General features: G+C 58.9%; 27 protein-coding genes. 3 read left to right on the forward strand and 24 right to left on the reverse strand.

The window, feature by feature from the left end:
* Positions 1-154: 154 nt before the first annotated feature.
* The 14 genes from U3654_RS09585 to U3654_RS09650 form a co-directional block, all read right to left on the reverse strand.
* Complete coding sequence (locus U3654_RS09585; RefSeq protein ID WP_324755115.1) at positions 155-538, reverse strand: ectoine synthase; 384 nt, start codon at positions 536-538, stop codon at positions 155-157.
* A gap of 347 nt (positions 539-885) precedes the next feature.
* Positions 886-1,074 carry a 50S ribosomal protein L30 gene (rpmD, locus tag U3654_RS09590; protein ID WP_113912310.1) on the reverse strand — a complete coding sequence of 63 codons (189 nt, stop codon included), beginning with the start codon at positions 1,072-1,074 and terminating at the stop codon, positions 886-888.
* A 5-nt stretch (positions 1,075-1,079) separates the two neighbouring features.
* Positions 1,080-1,667, reverse strand: coding sequence for a 30S ribosomal protein S5 (gene rpsE / locus U3654_RS09595; protein ID WP_324755116.1), 588 nt, complete (start codon positions 1,665-1,667; stop codon positions 1,080-1,082).
* A gap of 123 nt (positions 1,668-1,790) precedes the next feature.
* Positions 1,791-2,150, reverse strand: a complete 360-nt coding sequence (gene rplR / locus U3654_RS09600; RefSeq protein WP_324755117.1) for a 50S ribosomal protein L18 — start codon at positions 2,148-2,150, stop codon at positions 1,791-1,793.
* Positions 2,151-2,161: 11 nt separating this feature from the next.
* Complete coding sequence (rplF, locus tag U3654_RS09605; protein ID WP_324755118.1) at positions 2,162-2,695, reverse strand: 50S ribosomal protein L6; 534 nt, start codon at positions 2,693-2,695, stop codon at positions 2,162-2,164.
* Between the two features lie 12 nt (positions 2,696-2,707).
* Positions 2,708-3,100 (reverse strand): 30S ribosomal protein S8, encoded by a 393-nt coding sequence (gene rpsH / locus U3654_RS09610; RefSeq protein WP_324755119.1) that lies wholly within the window; start codon positions 3,098-3,100, stop codon positions 2,708-2,710.
* 12 nt (positions 3,101-3,112) lie between these two features.
* Complete coding sequence (gene rpsN / locus U3654_RS09615) at positions 3,113-3,418, reverse strand: 30S ribosomal protein S14 (protein WP_324755120.1); 306 nt, start codon at positions 3,416-3,418, stop codon at positions 3,113-3,115.
* Between the two features lie 19 nt (positions 3,419-3,437).
* Positions 3,438-4,001 carry a 50S ribosomal protein L5 gene (gene rplE, locus U3654_RS09620; RefSeq protein WP_324755121.1) on the reverse strand — a complete coding sequence of 188 codons (564 nt, stop codon included), beginning with the start codon at positions 3,999-4,001 and terminating at the stop codon, positions 3,438-3,440.
* Positions 3,994-4,305 (reverse strand): 50S ribosomal protein L24, encoded by a 312-nt coding sequence (gene rplX, locus U3654_RS09625; RefSeq protein WP_324755122.1) that lies wholly within the window; start codon positions 4,303-4,305, stop codon positions 3,994-3,996. Before rplX ends, rplE begins: the two co-directional genes overlap by 8 nt.
* A 1-nt stretch (position 4,306) precedes the next feature.
* Positions 4,307-4,675, reverse strand: coding sequence for a 50S ribosomal protein L14 (gene rplN, locus U3654_RS09630; protein ID WP_324755123.1), 369 nt, complete (start codon positions 4,673-4,675; stop codon positions 4,307-4,309).
* Between the two features lie 78 nt (positions 4,676-4,753).
* On the reverse strand, positions 4,754-4,984 hold the full coding sequence (rpsQ, locus tag U3654_RS09635) for a 30S ribosomal protein S17 (RefSeq protein ID WP_324755124.1): 231 nt from the start codon (positions 4,982-4,984) through the stop codon (positions 4,754-4,756).
* A gap of 12 nt (positions 4,985-4,996) precedes the next feature.
* The gene (gene rpmC, locus U3654_RS09640) at positions 4,997-5,200 is read right to left on the reverse strand and encodes a 50S ribosomal protein L29 (RefSeq protein WP_138934549.1); all 204 of its coding nucleotides are present in this window, start codon (positions 5,198-5,200) and stop codon (positions 4,997-4,999) included.
* 207 nt (positions 5,201-5,407) lie between these two features.
* Positions 5,408-5,686 (reverse strand): hypothetical protein, encoded by a 279-nt coding sequence (locus tag U3654_RS09645; RefSeq protein ID WP_324755125.1) that lies wholly within the window; start codon positions 5,684-5,686, stop codon positions 5,408-5,410.
* Positions 5,687-5,862: 176 nt separating this feature from the next.
* A complete protein-coding gene (locus U3654_RS09650) occupies positions 5,863-6,483 on the reverse strand; it encodes a GYF domain-containing protein (protein WP_324755126.1) in 621 nt (206 codons plus the stop codon).
* A gap of 226 nt (positions 6,484-6,709) precedes the next feature.
* On the opposite strand from U3654_RS09650, the gene U3654_RS09655 reads away from it, so the two are divergent.
* Positions 6,710-7,330, forward strand: a complete 621-nt coding sequence (locus tag U3654_RS09655; protein WP_324755127.1) for a TIGR02466 family protein — start codon at positions 6,710-6,712, stop codon at positions 7,328-7,330.
* A gap of 651 nt (positions 7,331-7,981) precedes the next feature.
* Here U3654_RS09655 and U3654_RS09660 read toward each other — a convergent pair.
* From U3654_RS09660 to U3654_RS09700, 9 genes are all read right to left on the reverse strand, one after another.
* Positions 7,982-8,278 (reverse strand): 50S ribosomal protein L23, encoded by a 297-nt coding sequence (locus tag U3654_RS09660; protein WP_324755128.1) that lies wholly within the window; start codon positions 8,276-8,278, stop codon positions 7,982-7,984.
* Positions 8,279-8,289: 11 nt separating this feature from the next.
* Positions 8,290-8,907 carry a 50S ribosomal protein L4 gene (gene rplD, locus U3654_RS09665; protein ID WP_324755129.1) on the reverse strand — a complete coding sequence of 206 codons (618 nt, stop codon included), beginning with the start codon at positions 8,905-8,907 and terminating at the stop codon, positions 8,290-8,292.
* Positions 8,904-9,788: a 50S ribosomal protein L3 gene (gene rplC / locus U3654_RS09670; RefSeq protein WP_324755130.1), complete on the reverse strand. Its 885-nt coding sequence runs from the start codon at positions 9,786-9,788 to the stop codon at positions 8,904-8,906. The genes rplD and rplC overlap by 4 nt, the downstream gene beginning before the upstream one ends.
* 14 nt (positions 9,789-9,802) lie before the next feature.
* Positions 9,803-10,111: a 30S ribosomal protein S10 gene (gene rpsJ / locus U3654_RS09675; protein WP_138934559.1), complete on the reverse strand. Its 309-nt coding sequence runs from the start codon at positions 10,109-10,111 to the stop codon at positions 9,803-9,805.
* A 102-nt stretch (positions 10,112-10,213) separates the two neighbouring features.
* Positions 10,214-11,389, reverse strand: a complete 1,176-nt coding sequence (gene tuf / locus U3654_RS09680; protein ID WP_324755131.1) for an elongation factor Tu — start codon at positions 11,387-11,389, stop codon at positions 10,214-10,216.
* Between the two features lie 87 nt (positions 11,390-11,476).
* On the reverse strand, positions 11,477-13,600 hold the full coding sequence (gene fusA, locus U3654_RS09685) for an elongation factor G (protein WP_324755132.1): 2,124 nt from the start codon (positions 13,598-13,600) through the stop codon (positions 11,477-11,479).
* Positions 13,601-13,626: 26 nt separating this feature from the next.
* Complete coding sequence (gene rpsG, locus U3654_RS09690) at positions 13,627-14,097, reverse strand: 30S ribosomal protein S7 (RefSeq protein WP_324755133.1); 471 nt, start codon at positions 14,095-14,097, stop codon at positions 13,627-13,629.
* A 12-nt stretch (positions 14,098-14,109) separates the two neighbouring features.
* Positions 14,110-14,481 carry a 30S ribosomal protein S12 gene (gene rpsL, locus U3654_RS09695; RefSeq protein ID WP_324755262.1) on the reverse strand — a complete coding sequence of 124 codons (372 nt, stop codon included), beginning with the start codon at positions 14,479-14,481 and terminating at the stop codon, positions 14,110-14,112.
* Between the two features lie 316 nt (positions 14,482-14,797).
* Positions 14,798-15,139: a VOC family protein gene (locus U3654_RS09700; protein WP_324755134.1), complete on the reverse strand. Its 342-nt coding sequence runs from the start codon at positions 15,137-15,139 to the stop codon at positions 14,798-14,800.
* Between the two features lie 142 nt (positions 15,140-15,281).
* On the opposite strand from U3654_RS09700, the gene U3654_RS09705 reads away from it, so the two are divergent.
* Positions 15,282-16,100 (forward strand): putative rhamnosyl transferase, encoded by an 819-nt coding sequence (locus U3654_RS09705; protein WP_324755135.1) that lies wholly within the window; start codon positions 15,282-15,284, stop codon positions 16,098-16,100.
* An 8-nt stretch (positions 16,101-16,108) separates the two neighbouring features.
* On the forward strand, positions 16,109-16,933 hold the full coding sequence (locus tag U3654_RS09710; protein WP_324755136.1) for a glycosyltransferase: 825 nt from the start codon (positions 16,109-16,111) through the stop codon (positions 16,931-16,933).
* On the opposite strand, the gene U3654_RS09715 is transcribed toward U3654_RS09710, so the two are convergent.
* Positions 16,866-17,768, reverse strand: a complete 903-nt coding sequence (locus U3654_RS09715) for a DMT family transporter (RefSeq protein ID WP_324755137.1) — start codon at positions 17,766-17,768, stop codon at positions 16,866-16,868. The two genes, U3654_RS09710 and U3654_RS09715, sit on opposite strands and share 68 nt — an antisense overlap.
* Positions 17,769-17,932 lie beyond the last annotated feature (164 nt).

Here is a 17,932-nt window from a genome sequence, read left to right on the forward strand (position 1 = left end):
TTCTCCTTTGCCGGATACGGCCCCCAGCGACGGGAGCGGCCGAACGCGGCTTGCTTGGGTTTTGAGTCGGAATATATCCGATACTCGGGCGCATATAGCTGGCCATCTCCCGTCTTGCAAGAGCCGTGCCGACGCGGCGAGGCCGATCTCATCCTCAGTCCGGCAGGTCGTAACTGCCACCCCCGTCATGCGTCTCGGTCCCCGTCAGCGCGGGAGTGAAAACGCATAGCAGCCTCAGATCGGTACCAGCACGGATTACGTGCGCATCATGGCGGTCGAGCACATACATCGTGCCAGGCCGCAATGACCATGTGCGGCCCGTCGCCACCTCTTCGACCTCGCCCTCACCCTCGATGCAGTAATTTGCCTCAATATGGTTCTTGTATTCCAAGCGCTGAATACTGCCCGCACGGATCAGCGTGTCGTGAAACGAATAGCCCAGCCCATCGCGGGCCAGTAGTATCCGGCGGCTCTCGAAAGCATCGCCCTTGAGATGGTCGGCGGTGCCGAGAGTGTCGGCTAATGTTTTGATAATCATGGGGAAGCTCCTCGATTACCGCGCGATGCGGAACTGCCTTGACTGTGTTAACCATTGTTAACACAGTCAAGGAACACAACCATTAGGCGTTACATTATGATCAAATCACTTACCGCAGTTTGCGCACTTACATTGGCATCAACAATGCCTTTTTCAGCCAGCATGCACGGCGCATCTGGTGCTGTTCGACCCGACGCGCCAATCATCGCCCATAGCGGCGGCTGCCGGAAAAGCTCGCCTCCCGGTCAGTGCTGCCACGCAGGGTCCAAGCCGCTGCACTGCCATTAAAACGAAAAACGCCCCGGCCATTTCTGACCGAGGCGCTCTAACTTCAAAGCCGAGTAAACTCAGCCTTTTTCTTCAAGGATCTCAACCATGTGCGAGATCTTGTTAATCATGCCACGGACAGAGGGCGTATCCTCCAGTTCCCGGACCCGATGCATCTTGTTCAGGCCCAGACCGATCAGCGTTGCGCGCTGCTCGGCGGGGCGGCGGATGGGGCTGCCCACCTGCTTGATGACGATTGTCTTTGCCATGTTCTTCAACCCTCCTGCGCGACGGGCGCTTGTTCGCCCTTCATCTTGGGCGCGTCTGTCGTCGTCATGATGTCAGCGACCTTCTTGCCCCGACGCTGCGCGACCATGCGGGGGCTCGACTCTTTGGTCAGGCCATTCATGGTGGCACGGATCATGTTGTAGGGGTTCTGCGAGCCGTTAGACTTGGCGACGACGTCCTGAACGCCCAGCATCTCGAACACGGCGCGCATCGGACCACCGGCGATGATGCCGGTACCCTGAGGGGCGGTGCGCATCACGATCTTGCCGGCGCCATGGCGCCCTTCCATGTCGTGGTGCAGCGTGCGACCCTCGCGCAGCGGCACGCGGATCATGGCGCGCTTGGCAGCTTCGGTCGCCTTGCGGATGGCCTCGGGGACCTCCTTGGCCTTACCCTTGCCAAAGCCGACACGGCCTTTCTGATCGCCTACGACGACCAGCGCGGCAAAGCCAAAACGCTTGCCGCCCTTGACGGTCTTGGAAACGCGGTTGATCGCGACCAGGCGGTCGGCGAATTCAGGGGTCTCGTCGCGCTGGTTGCGGCGGCCTCCCCCACGGTTGTCATCTCTTGCCATGCGGCATGTCCTTCTCAAAGCGGCGCGGCTTGCGCCATATATATCAATCCAAGTGGGCATATGCCCCCGGATCATCGAGACGGCCCCGTCCCAAAAAAAGGGAGGGGGCCGCCTACGCTGTCTTTAGATCTTCAGACCGCCTTCGCGGGCGGCGTCGGCCAAGGCCTTGACCTTGCCGTGAAAGAGAAAACCGCCACGGTCGAAGTAAGCTTCTTCGACACCGGCCTTTTTCGCACGCTCGGCAATGGTTGCGCCCACTTTTGCGGCCGCTTCCACGTTGTTCTTGCCGATCATGCCCAGATCCTTTTCCAAGGTCGAGGCCGATGCCAGCGTCACGCCGTTCACATCGTCGATCAGCTGAACGCTGATGTTCTTGTTACTGCGATGAACGCTCAGACGCATGCGTCCTGCATTCACCTTGCGAAGTTTGTTCCGAACGCGCAGGCGGCGTTTCAGAAACAGTTGTCTTTTGCTGTTTGCCATCTACCCGTTCCTTACTTCTTCTTGCCTTCTTTCTGGAAGACGTACTCATCTTTGTAGCGAATGCCTTTGCCCTTATAGGGCTCTGGCGGACGCCAATCGCGGATATTCGCCGCGACCTGACCGACGAGCTGCTTGTCCGTGCCTTCGACCACAATTTCAGTGGCCTTGGGAACGGTAACAGTCACACCTTCCGGAACTTCAAAATCAACGTCATGCGACAGGCCGAGGTTCAGTTTCAGGGTATTGCCCTGTAGCTGCGCCCGATAGCCAACACCGCGAATTTCCAGCTCTTTCTTGAACGTGGCGCTCGCGCCATGAACGACATTCGCGACAACAGTGCGGGTCATGCCCCACTGCTGGCGCGCGCGCTTGGAATTGCCGCGCGGAGTGATCGTAACCTTGCCATCGTCGATGGTGATGGTCACGTCATCAGTTGCGGTGAAGGATTTAGTCGCCTTGGGTCCCTTGACTTCGATTGTCTGGCCGCTGAGCGACGCAGTGACGCCGTCAGGCAGGGTCACGGGCATTTTGCCGATACGAGACATTAACAGGCCTCCTTAGAATATCGTGCAGAGCACTTCGCCGCCAATATTTTGGCTGCGCGCGCTTGCATCCGACATCACACCCCTGGAGGTGGAGACAATCGACACACCCAGGCCCTGACGGACCGACGGGATGTCTTTGACGCCCAGATAGACGCGACGACCGGGCTTGGAAACCCGCTTCATTTCGCGAATGACAGGGGTGCCATCGAAGTATTTCAGGCTGATCTCGATAGCCGGGTGGCCATCTTTGCCAGTCGCGTTTTCAAAACCGCGGATATAACCTTCGTCCGCCAGAACACCGAGCACGCGCTCGCGCATTTTGGAGGCCGGAGTTATCACCGAGGATTTGCCGCGCAACTGAGCGTTGCGGATCCGCGTGAGCATATCGCCGATAGGATCATTCATATCAAATCTCCCTTACCAGCTGGATTTCACGAGGCCGGGTGCCAGGCCGCTTTGGCCCAGTTCCCGCAACGCGATACGCGACACTTTGAGCTTGCGATAATACGCATGCGGACGGCCCGTAAGCTGGCAGCGGTTGTGCAAACGGGTTGCACTGCTGTTGCGGGGCAGATCCGCCAGCTTCAGGGTCGCGCGAAAGCGCTCTTCCATCGGCTTGCTCTGGTCATTGATGATCTCCTTGAGCGCGGCACGTTTTGCAGCGAACTTGTCGACCAGTTTCTGGCGCTTCTTCTCGCGCTCGATCATTGCTTTCTTAGCCATAACTCTCTCTCCCGCTGCTTCAGCTGTTGAAGGGCATGTTGAAATGCTTCAACAGCGCCTTGGCTTCAGCGTCGGTTTTCGCCGTGGTTGCGATGATGACATCCATGCCCCAAGCTTCGTCGATCTTGTCGTACTCGATCTCGGGGAAGACGATATGCTCCTTGATGCCGAAGGCGTAGTTGCCATTGCCATCAAAGGATTTGCCCGAAACACCGCGAAAGTCGCGGATCCGGGGCATCGCGACCGTAACCAGACGGTCGAGGAAGTCGTACATGCGGTCGCCGCGCAGGGTAACCTTGGTTCCCAGCGGCATGTCCTCGCGAACACGAAAGCCAGCGATCGAGTTCTTGGCTTTGGTCACGACGGCGTGCTGGCCTGCAATCGTGGTCAGGTCATCCTGAGCCGATTTGGCCTTTTTGCTGTCGCGAACGGCCTCGGACCCACAGCCAATGTTCAGGACAATCTTGTCCAGACGCGGGATCTGCATGTCGTTGGTATAGCCGAACTCTTCTTTCATAGCGGGCTTGATGGTCTCGCGGAACTGCGTGCGCAGGCGCGGGGTATAGTTTGCTGTATCAAGCATCGATCACGTCCCCCGTGGTCTTAGCGACGCGCACTTTCTTGCCGTCCTTGACGTCAAAGCCGACGCGGGTCGGCTTACCCTTGGCATCCAGCAGCGCGATGTTGCTGAGGTCGATAGGCATTGCCTTGGGCAGACGGCCGCCTTGTGCGGTCTGGCTCTGGCGGGTGTGGCGGATGGCCATGTTCACGCCATCCACAACGGCCTTGCCGGCCGAGGGGTTGACGGAAGCGATCGTGCCTTCCTTGCCCTTGTCCTTGCCTGCTATAACGACGATCTTGTCGCCTTTTTTCAGTTTGGCAGCCATGTCACAGCACCTCCGGCGCGAGCGAGATGATTTTCATGAATTTCTTGGCGCGCAATTCGCGGACCACCGGGCCGAAGATACGCGTGCCAACCGGCTCACCCGCGTTGTTCAGGATCACGGCAGCGTTGCTGTCAAAACGGATTGCGGTGCCGTCTTCACGGCGCACTTCCTTGGCGGTGCGAACGACGACGGCCTTGCGCACGTCACCTTTTTTCACGCGACCGCGCGGGATGGCTTCCTTGACCGAGACGACAATGACGTCGCCAACGGATGCGTATCTACGCTTGGAACCACCCAGAACCTTAATGCACTGAACGCGGCGAGCGCCGCTGTTGTCAGCAACATCCAGGTTTGTCTGCATCTGGATCATTTGGTTTCTCCCGACCTACCGGGGGGCGATGCGGCCCTTGCCCCGGGGTTTCGATTGAGCTGAAAAGGTGCCAGTGGCTTACGCCTCCAGAACCTCCCAGCGTTTCGTCTTGGATCGCGGCGGGCATTCGATGATGCGCACCTTGTCACCCACTTTGAACGTATTGTTCTCGTCGTGGGCGCGATATTTCTTGGACTTCCGGATCGTTTTTTGCAGAACCGGGTGCTTGAAGCGGCGCTCGACTGACACGGAAATTGTCTGGGCGTTGGCGTCGCTCGTCACGGTGCCAGAGAGGATACGTTTGGGCATCTTGCAGGCTCCTTATTCTGCCGCCGCGGCTGCGGCTTTCTCATTGAGGATGGTCAGCACGCGGGCGGCGCTGCGACGAGCAACGCGCATCTGCGATGCATTCTCCAGCTGGCCGGTGGCGGCCTGAAAGCGCAGGTTGAACTGTGCTTTTTTCAGGTTCGCCAGCTCTTCGCGCAGCTGGTCTGGTGTCTTTTCACGTAGTTCCTTGGCGTCCATCGCCCTATTCCTTTCAACATCACCGGAGAGCCCAACATGCATCACGTCGTTCGATACACTTGGTCACCCTGATTCCGGTGGAGATCATTGCAGATTGGGCGCGTATAGGGGTGTTGGCGCATGGGCGCAACCCCTTTGGGCACTGGGCCAAGATATAGAGACGCCACCATGCTTACTAGTGGTGGTTTGCGCCAAATCACGACGCATTCAGACCGCCATCGATCCCGATGTATCCGGAGTGGGATCGGGTCGGGGCAGATGTCCCGGCATGTTGCCCCACCAATCGACGAGAGCGCGCAACAGCGCATCGGAAAGCTCTGACAGGGCCCAGGCCGAAACCGCAATGTTGATCGCTGCCACCACCAGCACGGGCCCCCAGAGCCGCAGGTGTTGCCGCAATATCTGGCTGCGCCAGACCAAAAACGTGAACATCGCAACTGCGCCGATTGGCAGGGGAATAACCAGTGGGACTAGCGCTAGAGTCATGGCGACCCTGTGCAACGGTGTGTGCCGCAACCATTCCCCCAAGCGTTGATCAAGCCAGACCGGCAAGTTCAGGCTCCGCGTATGAGACATTAGGCTTGTCCTTCCACAGGTCCTGCATCGCCCCTCATAAGACATGTGGATGCCGCCGCATTGCTGGCAGCCTCCATGCGCCGACATTACAGCGCCCGGGCGTGCAATTGGTGCGCATTGTAGCGCGTTCGAAGTTCTTTGGCCCGCCCATAGGCGTCGAAAATCGACCACAGATTGATGATCCATCCCAGCAGGATAGCCCAGAGCAGGATACACATGAAGAACATCAGGATGCCTTTACCAACATCTCCGTTGTAGAGTTGGCCAAGTCCGCAGAACAGCAGAGATAGCACAAGTGCAACACCGGGTGATTTGTCCGCCCCCACGTCAAGCGGGACAGTCGCGGCATGGACAGTATTGTGAACCTGGACGACGGTGCTGCGATCTCCGGTCGACACGCTCTCGGCGGCGTCCGCGCGCAAAGGCGGCCGTTCATCCGCCTTGAAAAACCTGCCGAGCGTCACATCCTTGCGCGCCGGCATCCACGCAAAGCCACCGTCGCGCATGACCTCCGTGCCCATTTCGAGTCGGCCTTCGTCGGCGAATTCCTTCAGGTCGTGCCCAGTATAGGGACCATATTCCTGCCCATCGACACGCATCAGCCATGTGGCATCCATCGGATGCGGCGGACGCGACACCGGGGCCGCCATGCGATTGGGCGCGATTTCGGGTACAGAGTCGGTGGGCAAATCAGAATTGTCAGACATGAAAAATCTCCGGCGAAAGGTGTCGGTCCATGCAAACAAAAATAAGTGGAGGAAGTGTGAAATAAATGCAGCGATTCCAAGACTAATGCACGTCGCAGGCATGGTTTTGGGCAGCGTGCAGGTTGCGCCACCGTCCATGGCGCAGGCACTAGCCTACCATGTCGGGTGCCCTGCCCCACGCAAAACCGCCCTCGCCATGCCGTGTGCGCTGCGCTATCACCGGGTTATGTCAGATATATCCTCACTCTTCGTCACTCGCCTTTATCGCGCGCAATTGCGCGAGTTGGGCAAGCCAATTGATATACCTGAATTTGAGGCATCCTGTTGGTCCATCGCTGAGGACGACGAAGCTGGCCAGCAATGGTGCGAGGACAACAATTATCCTGGATACACCTCCTACGCGTCACTGGACGATCTGCCCTACCGCTTTCCGATCTTTCGCGATCTGGTAAAGGTTCTGGACAAACACGTCGCCGCCTTCGCGGTTGATCTGGACTTCGATCTGGGCGGCAAGAAACTGAAACTCGACAGCCTGTGGATCAACATCCTACCCGAAGGCGGCACGCATTCATCGCATATCCATCCGCATTCGGTGGTTTCGGGAACCACCTACGTGACGATGCCCGAAGGCACCAGCGCGATCAAATTCGAAGACCCCCGCCTGCCAATGATGATGGCCGCCCCTGCCCGGCAAAAAGACGCGCGGGCAGAGCTGCGCACGTTCAGCTATGTCACACCCGAAGCTGGCGAAGTGCTGTTGTGGGAGAGCTGGCTGCGGCATGAGGTGCCGGTGAATATGTCGGAGGATGATCGAATAAGCGTGAGTTTTAACTACGCGTGGGGGTGAAATCGTTGCGCGCCAGATTTTAATAAGGAAACGAACGAGGCGGCATGGTCCGTTTCTCACTCACCTGCCTCAGCACAGCAGTATTAAGTCTGAAGTTGGGTTGAAAAATCGTCTTTTGATCCTTCTCCGATTCAGATGCTGGCTATGAAGTCTTGATCGAAGAACAGACTTGTATCGGTCCGGATTTTCGGGCCCGATCGGAATATCGCGAGACCGCTTTCCTAGATGGTGCACGCATCTGATGCGAGGTCTTGCGGGAAATGGCGGTTTTCTCGAAGCACATGATTGGCACAAAGCAATTTCGAATGAAGGGCGCAGAGGCCCCTTTGACGCGTGTCTGATTACCACTGTGACAGAACAGATCTCTCTTGCAACTGTCGGCTTCCAAGGCGATTGGATCGATATTGACGGTCGAAAGGTAGACAAGCGGCATGATTGCCTCACCCTCAAACTCGGACGCTGCGAAGCGCGCCTATGACTCCGCATATGCCTAACAACGGGTATGCGTCTCGTTCTATGCAACCGCTTGACCAGTCCATAAATCAACCCCACCGGATTTCAACAATCAGGCCATACAAACCATTTGTCCAAAACGAAAAAACCCCGGCCACTTTCGCAGCCGGGGTTCTTAATCTTCAAGCCAACTAAATCTCAGAGACCGGTGGTCACGTCGATCGTGTTGCCTTCTTCCAGCGTTACATACGCCTTCTTGACGTCGGCGCGCTTGCCTAGACGGCCGCGGAAACGCTTGGATTTGCCTTTGGTGATGGTCGTGTTGACGGCCTTCACCTTGACGCCGAACAGCGCCTCGACGGCTTCTTTGATCTGCGGCTTGTTGCTGCCGATCGCGACTTCGAACACCACTGCGCCATTTTCGGACGCCATCGTGGCCTTCTCGGTCACAACAGGCTTACGGATCACATCGTAATGCTCTGTTTTCGCGCTCATTTCAGACTTGCTCATTTCAGTCGAGCCTCCAGTGCTTCGACACCCGCCTTGGTGATCACGAGCGTATCACGCTTGAGGATGTCATAGACGTTTGCGCCCATCGTCGGCAGGACGTCCAGACCTTCGATGTTGCGCGCAGCCTTGGCGAAATCTGCATTGACCTCGGCGCCATCGATGATCAGCGCACGCTTCCAGCCCAGATCCTTGATCTGCTTGGCCAAGGCGGACGTTTTGCTGACGCTGCCGATGTCCTCGATGATCACCAGCTCGCCTGCGCGCGCCTTGGCGCTCAGGGCATGCTTGAGACCAAGTGCGCGGACCTTTTTGGGCAGATCATGCGCATGGCTGCGCACGACCGGACCTTTGTAGATACCACCACCGCGAAAGATCGGAGCAGAGCGCGCGCCGTGGCGTGCGCCGCCGGTGCCTTTCTGGCGATAGATCTTCTTGGTCGAATACTTGACCTCGGAGCGGGTTTTCACCTTGTGAGTGCCAGCCTGCGCCTTGTTGCGCTGCCAACGGACGACGCGGTGCAAGATGTCGGCGCGAGGGTCCAGGTCGAAGATGTCTTCGCCCAGATCGACCGAGCCGGCCTTGCTGCCGTCCAGTTTGATCATGTCGAGTTTCATGCTTCATCATCCTTCTTGGTCTCGTCCAGAGTCTCGCTCTGGTCGCCGGCCTCTGCCTTGTCAGCTGCGATTTCGGCCTCGGCCTCTTTCTCTGCTTCGGCTTCCTGTGCGGCTTGCGCCTCGGCGGCTGCCTTGGCTGCTTCGGCCTCTTCGGCTGCTGCTGCTGCGGCTGCCTCATCGGCGGCTTTGGCGGCGGCTTCTGCCTCGGATTTCAGCGCGGCGGGCAGAATGGCATGCTCGGGGAACGGCTTCTTGACCGCATCCTTGATCGTCACCCAACCACCCTTGGAACCGGGAACAGCACCCTTGACCATGATCAGGCCACGGTCGGCGTCTGTCTTGATCACCTGCAGGTTCTGCGTGGTGATGCGTGCAGCACCCATGTGACCGGCCATCTTCTTGCCTTTAAAGACCTTGCCCGGATCCTGACACTGGCCCGTGGAGCCGTGCGAACGGTGCGAAATCGAAACACCGTGGGTCATTTCCAGACCCTTGAAGTTGTGACGCTTCATGGCACCCTGGAAACCCTTACCGATCGAGGTGCCGCAGACGTCTACGAACTGACCCTCAAAGTAATGGTTAGCAGTGATTTCCTCACCGACGGCGATCAGGTTCTCAGGCGCGACACGGAATTCCGCGATCTTGCGCTTGGGTTCCACCTTGGCTGCGGCGAAGTGGCCGCGCATGGCTTGCGACGTCCGCTTGACCTTGGCGGTGCCAGCGCCTAGCTGAACCGCGGAATAGCCGTGGCTGTCGGCCGTGCGCTGCGCGACGACCTGAAGTTTGTCCAGTTGAAGAACGGTGACAGGAACCTGCCGTCCGTCTTCCATGAAAAGACGGGTCATGCCCATCTTCTTTGCGATAACGCCAGAGCGCAACATACCTAGTGCCCTCCTTAGACCGAAATCTGCACGTCGACGCCGGCAGCCAGGTCGAGCTTCATCAGCGCGTCCACAGTCTGCGGAGTCGGATCAACGATGTCCAGCAGGCGCTTGTGCGTGCGGATTTCCCATTGATCGCGGGATTTCTTGTTCACGTGGGGGCCACGCAGAACGGTGAATTTTTCAATCTTGTTCGGCAGCGGAATCGGGCCACGGACGTCTGCGCCCGTGCGTTTCGCGGTGTTGACGATTTCCTGCGTGCTGGCATCCAGTACGCGGTAATCGAACGCCTTGAGCCGAATGCGAATGTTCTGGCTGGACATATATTTAGCCTTTCGCGGCATTGGAGTTGATAGGAGGGAGGCCGGACCACCCGGCCTCCCTCTTCGAACCCTTGGGGCGGGCAATATGCCCGCCCAGAGTAATTATTCGGTGATCTTCGACACAACGCCGGCGCCGACAGTACGACCGCCTTCACGGATGGCAAAGCGCAGGCCCTCTTCCATCGCGATGGGGGCGATCAGCTCGACACCAAAGCGCAGGTTGTCACCAGGCATAACCATTTCGGTGCCTTCGGGCAGCATGACTGTGCCGGTAACGTCCGTCGTCCGGAAGTAGAACTGCGGGCGATAGTTGGCAAAGAACGGCGTGTGACGGCCACCCTCTTCCTTGTTCAGGATGTATGCCTCGGCTTCGAACTTGGTGTGGGGCGTAACCGACTTCGGCTTGCACAGAACCTGACCACGCTCGACACCTTCACGGTCGACACCGCGCAGCAGCGCGCCGATGTTGTCGCCCGCCTCACCACGATCCAGCAGCTTGCGGAACATTTCCACGCCCGTGCAGGTCGTCTTCTTGGTGTCTTTGATGCCGACGATCTCAATTTCGTCGCCAACGTTGATCACGCCACGCTCGATCCGGCCAGTTACAACCGTACCACGACCCGAAATCGAGAACACGTCCTCGACCGGCATCAGGAACGGCTGATCGATGGCACGCTCAGGCGTCGGGATATACTCGTCGACAGCGGCCATCAGCTTGCGGATCGACTCTTCGCCGATTTCGGGCTGTGTGCCGTTCATCGCGTGCAGGGCCGAGCCGGGGATGACGGGAATGTCGTCGCCAGGATAATCGTACTTGCTGAGCAGCTCGCGAATTTCCATCTCGACCAGCTCAAGCAGCTCGTCGTCGTCGACCTGATCAACCTTGTTCATGTAGACGACCATGTAGGGGATACCCACCTGGCGGCCCAGCAGGATGTGCTCGCGCGTTTGGGGCATAGGGCCGTCAGCGGCGTTCACGACCAGGATCGCGCCGTCCATCTGGGCGGCACCGGTGATCATGTTCTTGACGTAGTCGGCGTGACCGGGGCAGTCGACGTGGGCGTAGTGACGCGCATCGGTCTCATACTCGACGTGAGCTGTCGAGATGGTGATGCCGCGTGCCTTTTCTTCGGGCGCGCCGTCAATCTTGTCATACGCCTGGAAATCGCCAAAATACTTGGTGATGGCAGCCGTCAACGTGGTCTTGCCGTGGTCAACGTGACCGATGGTCCCGATGTTCACGTGCGGTTTGCTGCGGTCAAACTTTTCCTTTGCCATGATTTGGCTCCTCTTTTTGCAAGTCAGGTGGTGAGCTAATTGCCCACCCTACAGTTTGGGTAGGGCGGGGATGTCCCCGCCACCCGGTTAAGCGTATTTCGCCTGGATCTCTTCCGAGATGTTGCTCGGAACCGGCTCGTAATGCGAGAATTGCATCGTGAACTGGGCGCGGCCCGAAGACATGGACCGCAGCGTATTGATATAGCCGAACATATTTGCCAACGGCACGTTACAGTCGATCGCAATGGCGTTGCCGCGATTTTCCTGCCCCGAGATCTGACCGCGACGCGATGTCAAATCGCCGATGATGCCGCCCGTATAGTCCTCAGGTGTGATCACCTCGACCTTCATGATCGGCTCAAGCAGCTTGGCACCGGCCTTGCGCAGACCTTCGCGCATGCCCATCCGGCCTGCGATTTCGAACGCCATGACGCTGGAGTCAACGTCGTGGAACTTGCCGTCGATCAGCGCGACCTTGAAGTCGATGACCGGGAAGCCAGCCAACGGGCCGCTATCCATGACCGAGCGGATGCCCTTTTCGACGCCGGGAATATATTCCTTGGGCACCGAACCACCAACAACGCGGCTCTCAAAGGAGAAGCCTTCGCCCGCCTCTGTCGGCGAGATGATCAGCTTGACCTCGGCGAACTGACCCGAACCACCCGACTGCTTCTTGTGGGTGTAGGTATGCTCGACCTCGTGGCCGATGGTCTCGCGGTAAGCAACCTGAGGCGCACCGATATTGGCGTCGACCTTGAATTCGCGGCGCAGACGATCGATGAGAATGTCGAGGTGAAGCTCGCCCATGCCCTTCATGATCGTCTGACCGGATTCCTGATCGGTTTCGACGCGGAACGACGGATCTTCTGCTGCCAGACGTGCGAGGCCTGCCGACATTTTCTCTTGGTCGCCCTTGGTCTTGGGCTCGACCGCGATCTCGATGACCGGATCTGGGAACGTCATCGTTTCCAGAACCACCTGCTCTTTGATATCGCTAAGCGTATCACCGGTGGTCGTGTCCTTGAGGCCAGCGAGCGCTACGATGTCACCAGCCCATGCCTCTTCGATCTCTTCGCGCTGGATCGAGTGCATCATCATCATCCGGCCGATGCGCTCTTTCTTGCCCTTGGTCGTGTTCTGGACAGTATCGCCCTTCTTGATCTTGCCCGAATAGATGCGGGTAAAGGTCAAGGAACCTACAAACGGGTCGTTCATGATCTTGAACGCCAGACCAGAGAACGGCATGTCGTCATCCGCGCGGCGCGGGATGTTACGCTCTTCGGTTTCGTCGTCGGGGCTAAAGCCCATGTAGTCAACGACGTCCTTGGGGCTGGGCAGGTAATCGACAACGGCGTTCAGCAGCGGCTGGACACCCTTGTTTTTAAAGGCCGAGCCGCAGAGGATCGGAACGAATGACAGCGACAGCGTGCCCTTGCGGATCAGCTTGCGCAGGGTGTCCTCATCAGGCTCCAAGCCTTCCAGGTAACCTTCCATCGCGTCGTCGTCCATTTCGACGGCAACTTCGATCAGGTTCGCGCGCCACTCGTCAGCCAGATCCTTGAGGCTCTCGCGGATCGGACCACGGGTCCAGTTCGCGCCCAGATCTTCGCCTGCCCAGACCCACTCTTCCATGGTGACGAGATCGACCAAGCCCTCAAGCTCGGTTTCCGAGCCGATGGGGATCTGGATCGGCGCAGGGATGGCCCCCGTGCGGTCCTTGATCATCTTGACACAGTTAAAGAAGTCGGCGCCGATCTTGTCCATCTTGTTGACGAACACGATCCGCGGCACCTTGTAACGGTCGGCCTGACGCCAGACCGTTTCGGTCTGGGGCTCGACACCGGCATTGGCATCCAGAACCGCAACGGCACCGTCGAGCACGGCCAGCGAACGCTCGACTTCGATGGTGAAGTCGACGTGACCGGGCGTATCGATGATGTTCATCCGGTACTTGGTCTCGGATGTGCCGTCCTGGGTCGGATCGTTCTGACGCTGCCAGAACGTGGTGGTAGCAGCCGAAGTGATCGTGATGCCACGCTCCTGCTCCTGCTCCATCCAATCCATGGTCGAAGCACCCTCATGGGTCTCGCCCATGTTGTGATTCTTACCTGTATAGAACAGGATCCGTTCGCTGCAGGTGGTCTTGCCTGCATCGATATGGGCCATGATGCCGAAGTTACGGTAGCGTTCTAGAGCGTAGTCGCGTGCCATGGGGCTGCTTCCTCAGAGTATCTGTTTTACCAACGATAATGGCTGAAGGCTTTGTTTGCCTCGGCCATCTTGTGTGTGTCTTCGCGCTTTTTGACGGCGCTACCGCGGCTGTTCACGGCATCAAGAAGCTCGCCTGCAAGGCGCTCTTCCATCGTGTGCTCGTTGCGCGAGCGGCTGGCATTGATTAACCAACGGATCGCCAGAGCTTCGCGGCGCTCGGGGCGCACTTCAACGGGCACCTGATAGGTCGCACCACCGACACGGCGCGAACGCACCTCGACCGACGGCTTGATCAGGTCCAGCGCTTCATGGAAGATCTCCACAGGGGCGCGCTTGGCCTTGTCCTCAACGCGGGTCAGCGCGTTGTAGACGATCGATTCAGCGACGGATTTCTTGCCGTCGATCATCAGGTTGTTCATGAATTTTGTCAGAACCCGATCACCATACTTGGCATCGGGCAGGACTTCGCGCTTTTCGGCGGCGTGACGACGGGACATCTGTTAATCCTCTTACTTCGGGCGCTTGGCGCCATATTTGGAACGGCGCTGCTTACGGTCTTTGACGCCCTGCGTATCCAGAACACCGCGCAGAATATGGTAGCGAACGCCGGGAAGGTCCTTGACGCGGCCGCCGCGGATCAGGACTACCGAGTGCTCCTGCAAGTTGTGGCTCTCACCGGGAATATAGCTGATGACCTCGAAGCCGTTCGTCAGGCGCACTTTGGCAACCTTACGCATGGCCGAGTTCGGCTTTTTCGGTGTCGTGGTATAGACGCGCGTGCAAACGCCCCGCTTTTGCGGGCACCCCTGAAGGTGCTGCGATTTCTGCGCTCTTACTTTTGGCTTCCGCGGCTTGCGGATCAACTGTTGGATCGTTGGCATTCCGGTTCTTTCCCCGTCTCTCGACACATGTGTTTGCACGGGCTGCCCCATGCGGTTAATCCATGCCCACTGCGCGTCCGCAATAGGCAACAACCGCGATCGCAACCCTTATGGTGCGGACGCGGCGAGTTTCCAGAGGATCGGAACGCCAGGCGTCCGGATCTTGACCACTTCAGTTCTGATATCGGCAGACAGGGCGACCCCTAGCCGGATGTGGGGCGTATATGGGGAGTCGCGGGGGTTGTCAACAGGCCCGCACAACGGTTTGCGCCCTACCCCGCATGATCATTTGCACGGCGGCGCGGCAAGGGGCGTGTCAACCCTCCGACTTGGTCCAGACCGCCATCATCGTGCCGCCGGGCGCGCGAAACTCGAACCGGCGTCCGCCGGGGAAATCAAAGATTTCGCGCGCAATCTCGGCGCCAGCCGCCTTGACCTGCGCCAATGCCGCGTCCAGATCGTCCGCCTTCAACACGATCAGCGGCGGTGCCTGTGGCGCGCGCGCAATCCCACCGCCGATACCCGCGCCCTGAATATCGCGGTAATCAGATCCATACTCGACAAAGTCCCAGCCGAAGGCCTTGGCGAAAAACGCCTGCTCCCTCTCCAGATCGGGGGCGTAGATTTCGACATAGTCCATTTCCAGCTTGTCAATCATGGTGGCCCTCACTGTTCGTGCGGTGAATGATGCACCGGCTGCGTGAAAGTCACGCCTCTGCCTTGTCTCGGCTTGGCTGCGCTGCCATCAAGGGGCGCAGGCAACCAGCATACCGCTCTCTTGTGGCAGGATCGCATATCTTATGGACACAGCCAAGATGCAGGTGATTGGCCTCTGCCGCTTCTCGTACCCCGCCCTCGGCGGTTTCCAGATTGAGCATGAAACACCCGAGGCGCGCGCCGCTTTCCTCTACGACCACGTGCGAATAGAGGAACGTTTCGCGACGTTTGCGGCCCTCACCCTGCCCCCGCTCAAGGCGCAGACAGATCCTGATTTCACCTTCGCCATCGTGGTCGGCGAGGCAATGCCCGAGCCGCTGCTGGCCCGGCTGCTGGATCTGGTCGCAGATATGCCGCAGGCCATCATCATCCCCCGCGAGCCGGCCCGCCACCGTCAAGTCATGCAGGAGGTCATCAATCAGGTGCGCGGGGATCGCCCCCTGCCCTCGCTGCAATTTCGCATGGATGACGACGATGCGGTCGCTGTCACGTTCATCCAGCGCCTGCGCGAGGCAGCGGGTGATTTGGCACCGATGCTGGCCAAGCATCGTTACATCGGGATCGACTTCAATCAGGGTCATATTGCCCGCATCAGCGTCAAAGGTATCCACGCCAAGCCCACAGTCGAAACGCTCTGGACCCCCGCCCTTGGCATGGCCGTGGCGCCGGGGGCGTCGCGCGGCATCATGAATTTTAGCCACGCCAAGCTGAGCCGCGTCATGCCTGTCGTCACTCTGCCGGGCGAGGACATGTTCGTCCGCGGCCATAACCAGTTCAACGACTCGCGCCAAAAGAACGGGATCAAACCGGTCCGCCTGCCTCTTCTGGACGGCGCGGGCGAAGCCGCGTTCCGGCGCACATACAACATCGACGCGGACGATGTCCGCGCGCTTTATAGGTAGGACAGCACATGCGCGTCATCGGAATCTGCCGCTTTTCCTATCCGGCCCTCGGCGGTTTCAAACGGATGCACGACACCGTCGCCGATCGCGAGGCATACCTCTACGGCTCTGCCCGCATGGCCCTGCGCTTTGCCCATTTCGAGACGCTTACATTGCCCAGCGTGCGTGCGCAGACAGATCCCGATTTCACATTCCTCATCGTGATTGGCCAGAATATGCCAGAGCCGTGGCTGACCAAGCTGCGCACCCTCTGCGCGCCCGTCCCTCAGATCAAGATCGTTGAATGCGAGCCGCTGAAACACCGCCTCGCCCTGCAATTGGCCATTCAGGACGAGCTAGGCGAGGGCCGCCCCGAAAGCCTGCAATTCCGCCTCGACGACGATGATGCGATGGGCGTGGACTTCGTCGAGCTGGCCCGCTCGGTCGCGCGCCGTACAGCGCGCCTGCGCCGCCGCCAGCCACGCACGGCGATCGAATTCAACACCGGCTACGCGGCTACGCTGTCCAGCGATGGCATCATCGCCAAGGACGTCATCAGCGCATTCTGGGCTTGCGGCCTCGCCGTGCATTTCGCCGATGGCGACAACAAGACGATCATGAATTTCGGCCATCACAAACTGCATCATGTGATGCCGTCCATCATCCATCCGCACCCATCAATGTATATCCGCGCCAAACACACCGACAACGATAGCGAGGCCAAATTCCGCCCACGCAATATGAAGCCGCTCTCAGACACCCAATCCCAGATTTTCAAGGATCGCTTTAACGTGGACGAAGAACAGGCGCGGGCCGTTTTTGCCGCCCTAGACGCGCCTCGCGGTAGAGGGTGAATACCCCGCTCGCGACGACGATCCCGGCCCCCACCAGCACAATTGGCTGAGGCCAGTCGCCGAACACCAGCCATCCCAGCACCAGTGCCCAAAGGATCGCGGTGTAGCGGAACGGCGCGGTAAAGCTGATCTCGCCCACGCGCACCACCATGATCGACGTGAGATAACCCACCACGATCAGCGCCGCCGCCCCGAGGACGACGCCCCAATTTGCGCCACTCAGCGGCACCCACTCGCCCCCCAGACTGGCGAGGCCAAAAACCACCATCACCGAAACCGATGTCGCGAATGTAACCAGCATCGACGACGTTTCGCGGCTCAGCCTGCGCGTCGCCAAGTCCCGCACTGTGACGCAGACGACGGCGGCCAGACCGTACAGCGCATAGATGTTAAACCCTTCTGACCCCGGGCGCACGATCAACAATATCCCAACAAATCCAGCTAGAACCGCCCCCATGCGGCGCCACCCAACCCGCTCGCGCAGCACCAGCGCGGCGACCAGGGTGATCGCCAACGGCAGCGATTGCAGGATTGCAGTCACATTGGCCAACGGCATGTGATATAGCGCAGTCAAAAAAAAGTAGGTGCCGGTTATCTCGCCAAGGACGCGTAGACATATCGCCCCCGAATCCTGCCGCGACACCCGCTTGGAAAACGCGCCCATGCGCCACGCGATCACCGCGACCGCAACACTGGTCAGGCACCCGCGCAGAAAGATCACCTGAAAAAGCGGCAGCTCACCCGACAGGGACTTCATCAGCGTATCGTTCGCTGTGTAAGCCGCCATCGCGACCATCATCAGCAATGCGCCAATCGTATTGTCGGAAAACTTCATCCCGGCATTTGTGCAGCCAACGTCTTGTCACGCAAGCTCCGCTTTCACTTTTCCAAAAATACTCCTGCCGCAGGTGCAGGCTTGCTAAAAAACACCACCGCTGTCACCGCCGCCGATCCGCAAGAAAAGGTTCTGATTTTTCGTAGAAAGGTCTCTGCCCTCTA

Source organism: Roseovarius sp. Pro17, assembly GCF_035599575.1.
Classification (GTDB): Bacteria; Pseudomonadota; Alphaproteobacteria; order Rhodobacterales; family Rhodobacteraceae; genus Roseovarius.